This window comes from Duganella radicis (assembly GCF_009720825.1).
Taxonomy (GTDB): domain Bacteria; phylum Pseudomonadota; class Gammaproteobacteria; order Burkholderiales; family Burkholderiaceae_D; genus Rugamonas; species Rugamonas radicis.
Genome location: NZ_WNKY01000013.1, coordinates 27,441 through 42,094, shown reverse-complemented (window position 1 = coordinate 42,094; position 14,654 = coordinate 27,441). Strand labels below are relative to the sequence as shown.

Below are 14,654 nucleotides of genomic sequence, written 5' to 3'. Positions count from 1 at the left end.
CAGACATTCTACCATCCACAGGAGTTAGCCCATGTTTTCCGGTCTCAGCGCATTTCCCATCACTCCCCTCAAGCAGGACAGCATCGACGAAGCGGCTTATGGCCGGCTGGTGCGGCGGCTGGCGGCGGCCGGCGTGGATTCCATCGGCGCGCTGGGGTCGACCGGCTGCTATCCCTACCTGAGCCGCGCCGAGCGGGCGCGCGCGGCGCAGCTGGCGGTGGCGCATGCGGACGGCGTCCCGGTGATGATCGGCATCGGCGCGCTGCGCATGCGCGACGTGCTGGAGCTGGCGGAAGATGCGCAAAAGGCCGGGGCCAGCGCGGTCCTGCTGGCGCCGGTGTCGTATCACGCGTTGACTTCTGATGAGGTGTACGGCTTGTACGACGCGGTGACGCGCAACCTGTCGATTCCGCTGTGCGTGTACGACAATCCGGGCACCACGCGGTTTACTTTCAGCGACGAACTGCATGGCCGGATTGCGCAATTGCCGAACGTGGCTTCAATCAAGATTCCCGGCGTGCCGGCCGAAGCGGCGGCGGCCACCGAACGCGTGGCCCGCCTGCGCGCTTTGATACCGGCCAGCGTCACCATCGGCGTCAGCGGCGACTGGTTCGGCGCGGCCGGCATGAACGCGGGCTGCGAGGCGTGGTACTCCGTGCTTGGCGGCCTGTTCCCTGAAACCACGCTGGCCATCGCGCGCGCCGCCAGCAAGGAGGAAGCGACGCGCCTGTCCGAGCGTCTGCGGCCCTACTGGGATTTGATTGCGCGGCATGGCGGCAGCCTGCGCGTCACCGCCACAGCGCTGGAAATCCTCGGCCTGGTGTCGGGCCCCTGCCTGCCCGCGCCACTGCAATCCCTGACCGGCGTCGACCGTGACGAACTCGCCAAACTGATCGCCACGCTGGAACTGGCATGACCGCAGCCGCCACACCCGCGCCGCTTGGTCCGGCGGGCCTTGCGCGCGTTCGCGCAGGTGCCCAGCCTACGCCGGGCGGTCAGCGGGCCCTGTCGGCGGAAGCGCCGGGGCGCGCGTGAACGCGGTCGCAACGCCGGGCGGCGCCCTCGCCCGCTACGTCGCGGCGGCTTCGCTGGCGCGGATGGCGGATGGCGGCGCGGTGGTGGCGGTCGTCCTGCTCGCCACCACGCGCGGCGACGGCGGCCAGATTGCCGGTCTGCTGGGCGCCTGCCTGACCGCACCGCACCTGCTGGGCCCCTTCGTCGCGCGCCGCATCGACCTCGCCGACGACGGCCGCAAAGTGATCGCCACCGCCTGCCTGCTATACGCCGCCGCGCTGGCCGGCGCCGTGGCCAGCTACGGCCACGTCCCGCTGGCCGTGACCGGCTTGTTGCTGGCGATGGCCGGCCTGTGCGGTCCCCTGCTCACCGGCGGCATCAGCACCCGCCTGCCCGCCATCGCCCGCGCCGGCGAGCGCCGCCGCCAAGCCCCGGAGCGCGACAGCGGCAGCAGCGATGCCGGCGATGGCGCCGACGGCAGCGGCACCGGCGGCAGCGCCATCACCGCGTCCAGCCTGCGCCGCGCCCAAGGCTGGGACGTCGCCACCTACGGCATCGGCGGCACCGTCGGCCCGTCCATCGTGGCCGCCGTCTCCGCCTGGGCCACGCCCGCGCTGGCGGCATACTGCCTGGCCGCCGCCACCTTCCTGGCCGCCGGGCTGGTCATGCGCCTGCCCTACGCCGCGCCGGAACACGGCGGCAATCCACAATCCGTGCCGGGCGCATGGCGCACCATCGCCCTGATCGCCCAGGACGGCAAGCTGCGCCGCACCCTCTATATGACCGTACTGGTGGCGTTCAGCATGGCCGCCCTGCCCATCACCGCAGTCCAGATGAGCGGCCGGCTCGGCATCCCGCTGGCCGGCGCCGCGGCCATGACCGCCGCCTACGGCATTGGCAACCTCACCGGATCGATCGGCGTCATGCTGCGTCCCCTGCGCGGCAGCCCGGACCGCCTGATGACCGCCCTCGCCCTGGGCGCCGCCGGCGGCCTGTGCGCCATCATGCTGAGCGGCGGCTGGCAACTGACCGTGTGCCTGTTCTGGATATCGGGCGTCGTAAACGCCTTCTTCTTCGCCGCAACCCTGGCCGCCCGCACCGAATACGCCCCGGCCAAGGCGCGCGGCCAGATCTTCCTGTGGGTGGCCGCCCTGAAAATCACAGCCGGCTCCGCCGGCACCGCCACCGCCGGCCTGCTCACCAGCCGGGACGCGCGCACGCCCCTGCTGGCCGGCGCCCTCCTGATCACCAGCGCCGCCCTGCTTGCCTACCTACCCAAAAGAACTAACGGCCTCTCCCTTCGGAAAGACTTGCGGGCGCGGGAGTAGGTCTAAGATGGGTTGCTTCATCCCCTACCGGAGACCGCTCATGAAACCACACCGCCATCTCATCGCCGCCGCGCTGTTCGCTTGGTCAGGCGCCGTGCACGCCGCCGGCTTTACCGATATTAAACAGATCAACGCCGGCGACCTGAATGTGGGTTATGTCGACCAGGGCCCGGCCAGCGGCCCGGTGGTGATCCTGCTGCACGGCTGGCCCTACGACATCAACAGCTACGTCGACGTGGCGCCGCTGCTGACCAAGGCCGGCTACCGCGTCATCATCCCGCACCTGCGCGGCTACGGCAGCACCCGCTTCCTCAACGCCGGCACGCCGCGCAACGGCGAGCCGGCCGCGCTGGCCGCCGATATCGTCGCCCTGATGGATGCCCTGAAAATCGACCAGGCCACGCTGGCCGGCTACGACTGGGGCGCGCGCACCGCCGATATCATCGCCGCCCTGTGGCCGCAGCGCGTGAAGGGCCTGGTGTCGGTGAGCGGCTACCTGATCGGCAGCCAGGAAGCCGGCAGGCAGCCCCTGCCGCCCGCCGCCGAATTCCAGTGGTGGTATCAGTTCTACTTCGCCACCGAACGCGGCCGCGCCGGCTACGAAAAAAACCACAAGGATTTCGCCAGGCTGATCTGGAAACTGGCCTCGCCGCAATGGCAGTTCACCGACGCCACCTACGACATCAGCGCCGCCTCGCTGGAGAATCCGGACCACGCCGCCATCACGATTTCCAACTACCGCTGGCGCCTCGGCCTGGAAGCAGGCGAAGCCAGGTACAAGGAACTGGAGGACAAGCTGGCCAGGACGCCGACTATCAGCGTGCCGACCATCACCATGGAAGGCGACGCCAACGGCGCCCCGCATCCGGAGCCGGCCAGCTACGCCAAGCGCTTCACCGGCAAGTACAAGCACCAGCAGATCAACGGGAGCATCGGCCACAACCTGCCGCAGGAAGCGCCCAAAGCGTTTGCCGACGCCGTGATCGCGGTCGGCAAACTGTAATCACTCGCCGGGCGCCTTGAACAGGCTCTCCAGATCGGCGCGCGTGGTGGGCTTGCGCACCACGCCGCGCCGGCCGGTGTACTCTTCCTCGATGTTATCGCGGTAATAGCTCCACGCCGAGCCGGAGGTCGACAGCTTGCGCCACACCTCATTGCCCACGCCGGAATAGTCGATGGCGCTGCCGTCGTCAAACTCCACCCGCAACAGCTTGTCACGCGCGTCATACCCGATGGCCCGCAATTTCCCCGCATTGATGCGCTTCATTTCCATGCCGGCCTCCCTGGTTGGTTTTCGCTGCCACACCTCCGATATTAGCGAAATCGACGCGCCCAGTCGATATCTGATGCGTTCAATCCGGCAGAACGGCGCGGAAAGTGATCTCGATCAACTGTTCGGGAAACGCCAGCCGTGACACCCCGATCAAATTGCTGGCAATCGCCGGTTGCGCGCTGGCATAAGCTTCCTTGCGCACCTCGCCGGCCACCTTGAAGGCGGCGTCGACATCCAGCACAAACAAGGTTTCCTCCACCACGTTGTCGAGGGTGGCGCCAAATTGCTTCAGCAGCGCGACCGCGTTCACATAGGTCTGGCGCATCTGCGCCGCCATGGCGTCGAAATCGCGCGGCTTGCCATCGGCGCCCAGCGCCGCCGGCGCCACCAGATTGCCCGCGGCGTCGTGACTGAGCTGGCCCGAGATGTAAATGGTGTCTTTCACCTTGACCGCCTGGGCGTAGCCGTAGATGCCCTCCCAGGCCACGCCCAGGTTGGCGGTCTGCTTGTTTAACGTGGTAGTCATTGCTTCCTTCTCGCATAAGTCAATCGAGAGGCAAGCATAGTCAAACAGCGGCGCGGCCGCGTCACCAGATATAGGCTGGGCACCTATCTCCTTTTACAGAGGCGCCGGCACCGCTTTATTTCTTGCGGTTGCCGTGCACCATCTGGCGCGCCTGCTTGCGCAGCAGGGCCTGCTCCCAGCGCTGCTTTTGTTCCTCGGTTTGCGGCACCAGCGTCGGTACTTCCACCGGCTTGCGGTTGGAGTCCACCGCCACCATGGTGAAGTAGCAGCTGTTGGCATGGCGCACCAGGCGCTGCTGGATGTTTTCCGTCACCACGCGGATGCCAACCTCCATCGAGGTGCGGCCGGTGTGGTTGATCGAGGCCAGGAAGGTCACCAGTTCGCCCACATGGATCGGTTGCAGGAACATGACCTGGTCCACCGACAGCGTCACCACATAGCTGCCGGAGTAACGGCTGGCGCAGGCGTAGGCCACGCTGTCGAGATACTTCAGAATCGTGCCGCCGTGGACGTTGCCAGAGAAATTGGCCATGTCCGGCGTCATCAACACCGTCATGCTCAGTTCGTGCTCCACCCAGTTCATCGGTTTTTCCATTGCCTAGCTCCTTTTGTGATTAACAGCATGCTATCCGCTAAGCTTGCCAATCGCAAATAGTTAAATCGGGATCAAGTCAGCGCCGCAGGTTATCGGTCAGCAGCGACGCGATCTCGCCGGCCACGCCGGGACAGGCCTCCAGCACCAGATCCAGCGGCGCCCAGTCGGCGCCATCCTGGCGCAGGGCGCGCTCGGCCAGCTGGCTCAGCGTGGCGAGACGGTCGGCGCCGACCGTGCCGGCCAGGCCTTTCAGCGTGTGCAGCGCCGGCAGGGCCAGCGCCAGGTCCCGCTCGCCGCGCGCCAAGCTGAGCTGTTCGGCCAGCTTGCCGGCCTCCGCCACAAAACTGCGCAGGGCGATCAGGTAAATCGATTCCAGCCCGCCCAGCCGCTTCAGGGCGGCGGCGCTGTTCAAGCCGGCGTCCGGCAACGGCACGGCCCCGCCCTCGCCGGCTGGCGCCGCGGACACCGGCGCGGGTGCCGGCGCCGGGTCGAGCTGGCGCGCATGCTTGAGGATCACCGCGATCAGTTGCGCCAGGTCGAACGGTTTGCCGATGTGATCGACCATGCCGGCCTCCAGCGCGGCGATGCGGTCGGCCGCCAGCGCGTTGGCCGTCATCGCCACGATGGGCGGCGTCGCCAGGCCCAGCTTGCCCTGGATGGCGCGCGTGGTCTGATAGCCGTCCATCTCCGGCATCTGGATATCCATCAGGATCAGTTCCGGCAGCGGCCCTGGACGCGACAGCAGGCCCAGGGCCATTTGCCCGGAACTGGCCACCAGCACCTGCGCCCCCTCATGGCCCAGCAGCTCGCTGGCCACCTGCTGGTTGGCCGGATTGTCCTCCACCAGCAGCAGGCGCACGCCCTCCAGCCGCCGCAACGAGGCCAGCGTGGCCGCCGGCGGCTTGCGGTGCTCCAGCCGCGCGTCGGCCACCGCGTCGAACAACATCGAGGCCGTCACCGGCTTGACCACGAAGCCATCCAGCACTGGCCCCATCTCGTGTTGGCGCTGCGCCAGCAGTTCGCGGTCGTGCGCGGTCACCATCACGATCAGCGGCGTCTTGCCCTCCGGCGACAGCTGGCGGATGCGGCAGCTGGTTTCCCAGCCGTCCAGCGCCGGCATGCGCCAGTCGATGAACACCACGTCGTAGGCCTTGCCGCGCGCGACGCGGGCGGCGATGGCGTCCAGCGCCTCGTAGCCGTCGGCGGCCACGTCCACCTTCCAGCCAAACGAGGACGCCATCTCGCGCAGCACGGTGCGCGCCACCGGATTGTCGTCCACCACTAGGCAGGACAGGTCGCGCATCAGCGCATCCTGCGCCGGCGGCAATGCCGGCTGCGCTGCGGGCGGCGCTTCGGCGCGGCCGAATTCGACCGTGAAATCGAACACGCTGCCATGCCCCACCTCGCTCACCACGCGCAGCGTGCCGCCCATCAGCCGCACCAGCCGCTGGCTGATGGCCAGCCCCAGTCCGGTGCCGCCATAGCGGCGCGCGGTCGAGGCCTCGGCCTGGGAAAAGCCGTCGAAGATGTGCAGGCACTGCTCGGGCGCGATGCCGATGCCGGTGTCGCGGATGGCAAACGCCACCGACAGGCTGCGCGCATCCTGCGCCACCAGCTGGGCCGACACCACCACCTCGCCGCGCTCGGTGAACTTGATGGCGTTGCCCGCCAGGTTGAGCAGGATCTGCTGCAAGCGCAGCGCGTCGCCCACCACCATCGCCGGCAGCTCCGGCGCCACGCGGAACAGCACCTCGATATCCTTGGCGCCCACATTGGCCGACAGGATCACCGCCAGGTCGCGCCACAGCTTGTCGAGCCGGAACGGATGCGGATCGAGCGCCAGCTTGCCGGCCTCCACTTTGGAGAAGTCCAGCACGTCGTTCAGCAAGCCCAGCAAGGCGCTGGCGGCGGCGTGCGCCTTGTCGACGTAATCCTGCTGGCGCCCGCTCATGCCGGTCTGGCGCAGCAGTTGCAGCATGCCCAGCACCGCGTTCATCGGCGAGCGGATCTCGTGGCTCATATTGGCCACGAAGTCGGACTTGGCGCGGCCGGCCTGGTCGGCCGCCTCCTTGGCCCGCACCAGCTCGGCGTGCGCGGTGCGCAGCTCGGTGCTGTCGGTGCTGCTACCCACCCAGCCGAGGATGGCGCCGCTGGCGTCGCGCTGCGGCAGCGCGTAATTGTCGAAGATGCGCCACTCGCCGTCGTGGCGCCGCAGGCGGCAGTCGCAGCGGAACTGGTCGCCTTCCAGCCGCGCCCGCTGCCAGGCGGCGGTGAGGGCCGCCATGTCGTCCGGGTGGATCACCCGCGACCAGTCGCCGCTGGCGATCAGCTGCGCGGCCGGCACACCGCTGAAGCCGGCCCAGTGGTGGCTGAGGAAGTCGATGCGCAATGCCGGCGTGGCGGTCCACACCATTTGCGGCAAGCCCTCGGTCAGCGAGCGCCAGCGCGATTCCGAGGCGGTCAACCGGGCCAGCGAGCTTTGCAGCGCGCGGTCGGCCTCCACCAACTGCTGCACCGCCTGATACTGCTTGTTCAGGCCATAGCGCACCCCCAGCAGCAGCGCCAGCGCCAGTCCGGTCAGCAATCCAAGGAAGATGGCGGCGTTGCGCGCCTCCTTGTACCACGGCGCCAGGAAGTCGCTGCTGGCCAGGCCCACCACCACGTAGACCGGATACACGCCCACCTTCTCCACGCTGATCGTGCGCTCCAGCCCGTCACGCGGGCTGACCACGGTATAGCTGGCCCGATTCTGCTTGCCGTCCAGCAGGGCCTGGGTAGGCGGATTGACCTTGATGGTGCTGCCAAACGCCATGTCCGGCACTTCCGGATAGCGGTGCAGCACGCGCTTCTTCTCGTCCATCAGGACGATGGAGCCATGCGCGCCGACGTTCAGCGCGGCAAACGCCTCGCTGATGCGGGCGCTGTTCATCAACACATAGGCGGTGCCGCCAAAGGCGCCGTTCGGCAGGGTCAGCGGATAGATCAGCGGCAGCACCCATTCGCCGCTGATGCGCGACTTGACCGGGATGCCGAACACCAGCTGATGCTCGTTCCGCACCCGCGCATAGAATTCACGGATGGTCAGGTCCTGCGGATTGGACAGGTCGACCTGCTCGCCGTAGATCACCAGGCCGGCGGCGTTGGAGCCGCGCAGCGCCTGCGCGTGCGGCAGGCGTTCTTTCAGGCTGCGCAGGTAGGCGCTGAACTTGTCGTCGTCGAAGCGGCGTTCCTGGTGCAGGGTGCGGAACTCCAGGTCGGCGCGGCGCATGGCCAGGTCGACCGCCTGGAAATGGGCGTGCAGGAAGTTTTCCAGCGAGATGGCGAGGTTGTGCGAGGTTTCCTCGGCGCTGGCGTAGTAGCGCAGGCGGCTCTGGTTGAGCACGTGTACCACAAACAGCGAGACGACCAGCAACACCAACACCACGGCCGCCACCAGCACACCGAACAGTTTGCGAAACTTTTGCAGCGTGGCGACTTTCATGGCAGTCCCTGATTTTTGTTATAGCTCTACATTACAACAAAAAAAACGCTCCGGAGGAGCGTTTTTATCAGTGACCCTGGCTGAGGATGTCGGCCAGCGACTCCCTGCCCTTGTCGCTGATGTCGAAGCCGCCTTCGGCCCGTTCGAGGATGTGGGATTTCTTGCCGAGGAACAGCGCCACGTCGGCGTCGATGGCCGCGCCGGGCTGTTCCGCCAGCGCGCGCAGGGCCAGCACGCAGCGGCGCAGGAAGATGGTCTGCTCGCCCTTGTCGGTCAGCGTGATGCGGCCGTTGCGGGCGATGCTGATCAGCTTGAGGCCGGACAGGCGCTTGCTGTTGCGGCCCACACAGGCGCTGACGCGATCCCCCTTGATGCCGCGTTTGACTTCGTCGAGGGCGTCGTACTCGTCCTGCGTGAATTTTTCGTTCTTCATTGCCATTTTTCCATAAGAGATGCTGCGGCCCACATGGTACGCGGGGCCGGCGGCAATGGCAATAAAGAGCTTGCGGGAGCGCTTACTGGAACGCTCGGATAATCAGCCACGCCAGGCCGACGCTGGCAAACGCTGCGATGCAAATCATGGCTTGTACACGCTTGGTGCTCAGCGCGACGGTGCGGCGGCCGAGATAGATTTTATTGTGCAGTGAGTTGCCCATGATTGCCCTCCGTGATCAGAAAACCAACGACATGACTAAATTATAGAAACTCTTTCAGTGCCGCTGTGTGACGACCAACACAAATAGGAAAATATGTATCCATTGGGCAACGTTAAGAGGCGTGGAACCAGAATACCGTCCGTTCCACACAACGGACGGTACGCCGGCGCACACAGCCACATAGTTTATCGTCAAGTTTTCATGGGCGGCCGCGGCGGCTCGGGTTCTTCGATCGGCGCGTGTTCCGGCGACGGTGGCGTGTTGTCGGGTGGCGGATCTTTTTCCGGCTGCGGCGGTGGCACTTCGGGATCGGGGGTGCTGTGCATGCTGAGCTCCTTGCGATGGGGATGTTTTCAGTGTCGGCCAAGGCGGCGCGATAGCAAAGACAAAAATGCCGCCCGAGGTGCGATGGCGCACGCCGGGCGGCGCCAGAGCCAGTCGGCCGGATCGCATACAATGGCGGCTTTTGCACCGGAAGCACGCCATGAACACCATCCCGCTGAACGACGACGAATACGATCAACTCGACGAATTGCTGCTTGCCATCGGCCCGCAATCGATGGATGTCGCCAGGCTGGAAGGCTTGCTGACGGCGCTGGCGGTCGGTCCGCTGGAGGTGGCGCCAGAGGCGTGGCTGCCGCTGGTGTGGGGCGGCGCGCAAGGCAACGCGGAGGCGCAGGCGCTGGTGCTGCGCCATCACGCCTACATGCGGACGTGGATGAAAAAAGATCCCGGCAGCTTCGAGCCGATCTACGAATGCGGCGGCAGCTGGACCGCCGAGGCCTGGTGCGCCGGCTTCCTGCAAGGCGTGCAGCTGGCGGCCGAGGCGTGGGCGCCGCTGCGCGCGCAGCAGCCGGCGTTGCTGGTGCCGTTCGCGGCGCCGGTAAACGCCGCCAAGGTGACGCCGTCGGTCATCGGGATCAACGCCTTCTTCCACGCGCCGCACGCCAAGGCGGCCAAGGTTGGCCGCAACGACCCCTGCCCTTGCGGCAGCGGACAAAAATTCAAGAAGTGCTGCGGCTAAGGCTTACTTGCCGTTGATGACTTCTTTCAGCAACACGAAGGTTTCGTGGTGGATGGCCTGTTCATTGGCCTTGAATTCCTGGTCGGCCTTGAGGTAGGCCGGCTTCTTCAACTCGGCCTGTTCAGCGGCGGTCGGCTTGGGCGCGCTGGGATACAGCTGGGCGCCGCTGTTATAGGTATCGTGCAGTACCTTCTTGCCGTAGCTGGACTGATAGAAACGGGTCATCTCCAGCGAGGTCTCGGTGCTGAGCAGCTTGGCCACCGGCGTGGCCAGCTTGTTGTAGACGAACTCCGGTTGCAGATTGATGACCTTGTCCATCACCTGCTTGCGCTGCTCGGGCGAGGCGTACTTGCTCATGCCGGCGGTCATGCGCATCATCTTCTCGGCCTGCATGGCGGCGAGCAAATCATGGGCGGCCTTGATTTGCGCGGCGTCGGGATTGGCGGTGGCGGCCTGAACGGCGCCCGCGAGCAAAGCAGAGACCAGGAATGCGGCAACAGACTTCATAACATCTCCAAAGTTAATTTTTCCGCATTCTAGCCTGAAGTATCATTTGATGCGAAAAATCACGTCAACCGTCTGTGACCAGCGCAGCACTTCGGTGGCGAGGAAATCCTTGTCGGCCGGCGCCGCTTCCACCGAGCGGTTGCGGTAATAGAGATCGCCCGGCATCAGGCCCACGGCATTGGTCAGGTTGCGCAACTGGCTGGACGATATGGCGCTGACCGCCCCCACCTTCTTGCCGAAACCGGCCGCCATCGCTTCGGCGCGGCGCTGCGCGTCCTTGACGGCGTTGGCGGTCAGCTCCTGCTCGGCTTTCTCGCGATCGCTGCGGCCAAAGGTGGTGGACATGTGGTCGATGTTCGGCAACGCCAGCAGCGCCTGCATCAATGGACGCCATTTGCCGAGGTCGTTCACGACGATGTGGACAGAACTACGGATGGCGTAGTCGCCCTCGGTGCCGCGCATCTCCTTGCGCATGTCACGCAGGGCCGCGCTGGATACCCCTTCCATCATCAACGCCTGCACCTGCGCTGCGCGCTCGGCCACCACGGCGGTGGCCGCGGCCGGATCGGCGTTGAAGGCGGTGATATCGAAATCGATCTCGCCCAGGTCCGGCAGGATGGTGGCAAAGCCTTCGCCGGTGGTGTGGATGAAGGGATAGTCCGGCAGGTTGGAGGCCTGAACGGCGAACGGCAGCAAGGCAAGGGCAACAACGAGGTGCTTGAACATGGTCGGTTTCCGTAACGATGAAAACCGCATTATTCCCAAAGTAGACAAAGATGTCTACTTCAAGATATAAAAAAAGCTCCCTCGCGGGAGCTTTTTTATTGAATATTGGCGGAGAGGGTGGGATTCGAACCCACGGTAGGGTCGCCCCTACGCTTGATTTCGAGTCAAGTACATTCGACCACTCTGCCACCTCTCCTGGTGACGCATTTCCTACTTTTTTTCTCACATCCAAACAGTTGGCGGAGAGGGTGGGATTCGAACCCACGGTAGGGTCGCCCCTACGCTTGATTTCGAGTCAAGTACATTCGACCACTCTGCCACCTCTCCGTTTTCCCACCTGCTGCTGCGAGAAGGCAAGATTATAGCAGGTGCTTGAGAAAATGGAAGGACAAAATTACAGTTTCAAGGAAGTTTGTCCGCCCATGTACGGACGCAGCACTTCGGGGATCTCCACCGAGCCATCGGCCTGCTGGTAGTTTTCCAGCACGGCCACCAGGGTGCGGCCCACCGCCAGGCCCGAACCGTTCAGGGTGTGCAGCAGTTCCGGCTTGCCCTGGGCGTTGCGGAAACGCGCCTGCATGCGGCGCGCCTGGAAGGCTTCGCAGTTCGACAGCGAGGAGATTTCACGGTAGGTGTTCTGCGCCGGCAGCCACACTTCCAGGTCGTAGGTCTTGGTGGCGCCGAAGCCCATGTCGCCGGTGCACAGCGACATCACGCGGTACGGCAGGCCCAGGCGTTTCAGAATGGTCTCGGCGTGGCCGACCATCTCTTCCAGCGCTTCATACGATTTTTCCGGATGCACCACCTGCACCATCTCGACCTTGTCGAACTGGTGCTGGCGGATCATGCCGCGGGTGTCGCGGCCGTAGCTGCCCGCTTCCGAGCGGAAGCACGGGGTGTGGGCGGTCATCTTCAGCGGCAGGGTCTCCGCCGCGACGATCTCATCGCGCACGATATTGGTCAGCGACACTTCCGAGGTCGGGATCAGATAGAAGTTCTCGCCCTCGCCTTCCACGCCGCCCTTCTTCACCGAGAACAGGTCGGCTTCGAATTTCGGCAGCTGGCCGGTGCCGCGCAGCGAATCGGCGTTGACCATGTACGGGGTGTAGCACTCGGTGTAGCCGTGCTCGTCGGTGTGGGTGTTCAGCATGAACTGCGCCAGCGCGCGGTGCAGACGGGCGATGCCGCCTTTCATGACCGAGAAGCGCGAGCCGGTCAGCTTGGTCGCGGTGTCGAAGTCCAGGCCCAGCGGGGCGCCGACGTCGACGTGGTCCTTGATCTCGAAATCGAAGCTGCGCGGCGTGCCGACTTTGCGCACTTCCACGTTGCCGGTTTCGTCCGCGCCCACCGGCACCGACTCGTGCGGCAGGTTGGGGATGGTTTGCAGGAAGTCGCCCAGCTTGGCCTGCAACTCAGCCAGTTTCACTTCGTTGGCCTTGAGCTCGTCACCCAGACCGGCCACCTCCGCCATCAGGGCGGTGGTGTCTTCGCCCTTGCCCTTCATCATGCCGATCAGCTTGGACTGCGAGTTGCGCTTGCCTTGCAGTTCCTCGGTGCGCATCTGGATCGCCTTGCGTTCAGACTCCAGGGCGTTGAACGCGTCCACATCGAGTTTGAACTTGCGGGCAGCCAGGCGCTCGGCGACGGTGGCGATGTCTTTACGGAGAAGTTGGATATCAATCATGGGAACAAGTGCCGTTTGTATCGAAAACGTCAATTGTACCAAGATGAAGCCACTTCCTTGCGAGTTTTGCGCAGCCCGCCGGCTGCCGCCATTACAGCGCGGCTTTTTCGGCGGCGGTCAGGCGCTTGGCGCTCACGGTGACGGTCGGCATGGCGGCGTCGGCTTTGGCCAGCACCACCACTTTGTCGGCTGGCATGGCGAAGTCGGCGCGGTCATCGGCGGCGGTGGCGAAGGTGGTGGCGCCGGCGATCACGGTGGCGGCAACGAAGATGATTTCCATGTGTTTGGCGATGTTCATGATGCTCTCCTTGGGTGTCGGTTGGAATAAGTGCTGCGGTATGGTTGTACTGTACCTAAAGGCGTTCCGGCCCGCGACGGGGATGCGACGAAGCGCCGAAAACGGCGCCTGAAATGCAAAGGGAAGGATCAGACGGCGCACGGCTGCGGATACGCTGTAGGATTTCTCCTACGCAACTAATCGTGCGCCACGCAATGCTTGAAGTTTGTACTATTCGCTCAACAGTACAGCCTTCAAGGAGAAGAAATGAAAACCAATACCCTGAAAATTGCAGCGGCAAGCGCCGTGATGTTGATTGCAACGGGCTGCTCGACCATGGGTGGCTCGTCGTGGCAGAAGGATGAGCCGCCACCACCGGCCAACCCGAACTTCGCCGCCGAAATGAACAAGTTCAACGCCCAGTTCCCGAACGAGAAGGCCACCAAATATGAGGAAGTCTCGCTCAACTACAACAACTCGAAGAAGCTCGATGAACGCGGCAACTGCCACGACATTTCCAAGCATCCGGTGGTCATCGTGCTGACGCTGGACGCGACCGGCAAGGTCACCCGCACCACCACCGACGTCGAGGGCAAGAAAGCCGAGTGCTTCCGCCAGGCCTACGCCGAGGCGCAACTGCCGCCGCCGCCGTTCGCCCCCTACCAGAAACCGATCCGCCTGCGCTGAGTCCAGCGCTAGGCGGCGTCCTCCTCCTCTTCGGCGTCGGCGGGCCTGCTCAGCCAGCTGATGACGATGTCGTTGAAGCGCTGCGGCGCGCGCAGCATCGGCCAGTGGTCGGTTTCCATGGCCACCACCTTGCAGCCTTCCTTGGCCGCCAGCGTTTCGGTCCATTGCGGCGAGTGGAACATGAAAGGTTTGCGGGTGCCGTAGATGTACAGCATCGGCACCGTCGGCACGAAAGGCACCAGCGAGTTGTATGAACCGGCCGCGCCGGCAGTCAGGATGTAGTACGGGTAATTCATGCCGGAGCTGATGTATTCACGCGGCGATGGCGCCCCCAGCATGCGGGCCATGGACCTGGTCATCATATTGCCGATCGGGCCGCCCACGGCCCAGGCCAACGCCAACGTGCTCTGGTAGCTGGCGATCATCATTTTCTGGCCGACCGAGCGCGAACGCGCGGCGGCCTTCGATTGCGCATCGCCGATATCGACGCCGATGATGGCCGAGACCAGCGCCTTGTTCCGCATATAGAACTCGTAACCGAACACGCAGCCCCAGTCGTGCACCATCAGGATGACTTTCTGCTTCTGGCTGACGCTGTTCACGATGTGCAGCAGCACGCGGATCATGGCGTTCAGCGTGTAGGAGCGGCGTGGCTTGCCGATATCGAATCCCGGCAGGGTGAAGCGCACGCAGCGGTAGCGGCTTTTCAGCTCGGCCACCTGGGCGTCCCACAGGCGGTAGGTGTCAGGCCAGCCATGGATCATGACGATGGTCTCCGGTCCCTCGCCTTCGATATACACGTCGACTCCATCGACCACCTTTGCCGGCTCCATGCTGCTCCTCTCCTGTTCAATCTGCTATCTTAGCAGCTTTCCA

General features: G+C 64.9%; 17 protein-coding genes and 2 tRNA genes. 5 read left to right on the top strand and 14 right to left on the bottom strand.

Going from position 1 to position 14,654, the window contains the following annotated elements; genetic code table 11:
* Nucleotides 1-31 precede the first annotated feature (31 nt).
* From GM676_RS13885 to GM676_RS13875, 3 genes are all read left to right on the top strand, one after another.
* A complete protein-coding gene (locus tag GM676_RS13885; protein WP_155464197.1) occupies nucleotides 32-916 on the top strand; it encodes a dihydrodipicolinate synthase family protein in 885 nt (294 codons plus the stop codon).
* A gap of 115 nt (nucleotides 917-1,031) precedes the next feature.
* Nucleotides 1,032-2,342: an MFS transporter gene (locus tag GM676_RS13880; protein WP_211923227.1), complete on the top strand. Its 1,311-nt coding sequence runs from the start codon at nucleotides 1,032-1,034 to the stop codon at nucleotides 2,340-2,342.
* Nucleotides 2,343-2,382: 40 nt separating this feature from the next.
* Nucleotides 2,383-3,345: an alpha/beta hydrolase gene (locus tag GM676_RS13875; protein ID WP_229262676.1), complete on the top strand. Its 963-nt coding sequence runs from the start codon at nucleotides 2,383-2,385 to the stop codon at nucleotides 3,343-3,345.
* Here GM676_RS13875 and GM676_RS13870 read toward each other — a convergent pair whose 3' ends face one another.
* The 7 genes from GM676_RS13870 to GM676_RS32580 form a co-directional block, all read right to left on the bottom strand.
* Entirely contained in the window at nucleotides 3,346-3,615 is a 270-nt protein-coding gene (locus GM676_RS13870; RefSeq protein ID WP_155464195.1) for a KTSC domain-containing protein, read from the bottom strand.
* A gap of 79 nt (nucleotides 3,616-3,694) precedes the next feature.
* Nucleotides 3,695-4,141: a RidA family protein gene (locus GM676_RS13865; protein WP_155464194.1), complete on the bottom strand. Its 447-nt coding sequence runs from the start codon at nucleotides 4,139-4,141 to the stop codon at nucleotides 3,695-3,697.
* A 115-nt stretch (nucleotides 4,142-4,256) separates the two neighbouring features.
* Entirely contained in the window at nucleotides 4,257-4,724 is a 468-nt protein-coding gene (locus GM676_RS13860) for an acyl-CoA thioesterase (protein WP_170304298.1), read from the bottom strand.
* An 88-nt stretch (nucleotides 4,725-4,812) separates the two neighbouring features.
* A complete protein-coding gene (locus tag GM676_RS32585; protein WP_155464192.1) occupies nucleotides 4,813-8,217 on the bottom strand; it encodes a response regulator in 3,405 nt (1,134 codons plus the stop codon).
* Nucleotides 8,218-8,284: 67 nt separating this feature from the next.
* Complete coding sequence (locus GM676_RS13850) at nucleotides 8,285-8,650, bottom strand: hypothetical protein (protein ID WP_155464191.1); 366 nt, start codon at nucleotides 8,648-8,650, stop codon at nucleotides 8,285-8,287.
* 82 nt (nucleotides 8,651-8,732) lie between these two features.
* Nucleotides 8,733-8,873, bottom strand: a complete 141-nt coding sequence (locus GM676_RS31565) for a hypothetical protein (RefSeq protein WP_170304294.1) — start codon at nucleotides 8,871-8,873, stop codon at nucleotides 8,733-8,735.
* 191 nt (nucleotides 8,874-9,064) lie between these two features.
* Entirely contained in the window at nucleotides 9,065-9,199 is a 135-nt protein-coding gene (locus GM676_RS32580) for a hypothetical protein (RefSeq protein ID WP_267875600.1), read from the bottom strand.
* A 158-nt stretch (nucleotides 9,200-9,357) separates the two neighbouring features.
* Here GM676_RS32580 and GM676_RS13845 point away from each other — a divergent pair, with 158 nt between their 5' ends.
* Nucleotides 9,358-9,897 carry a UPF0149 family protein gene (locus tag GM676_RS13845; protein WP_155464190.1) on the top strand — a complete coding sequence of 180 codons (540 nt, stop codon included), beginning with the start codon at nucleotides 9,358-9,360 and terminating at the stop codon, nucleotides 9,895-9,897.
* Between the two features lie 3 nt (nucleotides 9,898-9,900).
* Here GM676_RS13845 and GM676_RS13840 read toward each other — a convergent pair whose 3' ends face one another.
* The 6 genes from GM676_RS13840 to GM676_RS13815 all read right to left on the bottom strand — a co-directional run bounded on the left by GM676_RS13840 (nucleotide 9,901) and on the right by GM676_RS13815 (nucleotide 13,112).
* Nucleotides 9,901-10,404, bottom strand: coding sequence for a DUF2059 domain-containing protein (locus GM676_RS13840; RefSeq protein WP_155464189.1), 504 nt, complete (start codon nucleotides 10,402-10,404; stop codon nucleotides 9,901-9,903).
* Nucleotides 10,405-10,446: 42 nt separating this feature from the next.
* A complete protein-coding gene (locus GM676_RS13835) occupies nucleotides 10,447-11,130 on the bottom strand; it encodes an SIMPL domain-containing protein (protein WP_155464188.1) in 684 nt (227 codons plus the stop codon).
* A gap of 106 nt (nucleotides 11,131-11,236) precedes the next feature.
* Nucleotides 11,237-11,326 (bottom strand) — tRNA-Ser (locus GM676_RS13830).
* Between the two features lie 41 nt (nucleotides 11,327-11,367).
* A tRNA-Ser gene (locus GM676_RS13825) sits at nucleotides 11,368-11,457 on the bottom strand.
* Between the two features lie 67 nt (nucleotides 11,458-11,524).
* Nucleotides 11,525-12,814: a serine--tRNA ligase gene (gene serS / locus GM676_RS13820; RefSeq protein WP_155464187.1), complete on the bottom strand. Its 1,290-nt coding sequence runs from the start codon at nucleotides 12,812-12,814 to the stop codon at nucleotides 11,525-11,527.
* 91 nt (nucleotides 12,815-12,905) lie between these two features.
* A complete protein-coding gene (locus GM676_RS13815; RefSeq protein ID WP_155464186.1) occupies nucleotides 12,906-13,112 on the bottom strand; it encodes a hypothetical protein in 207 nt (68 codons plus the stop codon).
* A gap of 246 nt (nucleotides 13,113-13,358) precedes the next feature.
* On the opposite strand from GM676_RS13815, the gene GM676_RS13810 reads away from it, so the two are divergent.
* The gene (locus tag GM676_RS13810) at nucleotides 13,359-13,778 is read left to right on the top strand and encodes a hypothetical protein (protein ID WP_155464185.1); all 420 of its coding nucleotides are present in this window, start codon (nucleotides 13,359-13,361) and stop codon (nucleotides 13,776-13,778) included.
* An 8-nt stretch (nucleotides 13,779-13,786) separates the two neighbouring features.
* Here the strand turns inward: GM676_RS13810 and GM676_RS13805 are convergent, their stop codons facing one another.
* Nucleotides 13,787-14,611 (bottom strand): alpha/beta fold hydrolase, encoded by an 825-nt coding sequence (locus GM676_RS13805; protein ID WP_155464184.1) that lies wholly within the window; start codon nucleotides 14,609-14,611, stop codon nucleotides 13,787-13,789.
* Nucleotides 14,612-14,654: the final 43 nt, after the last annotated feature.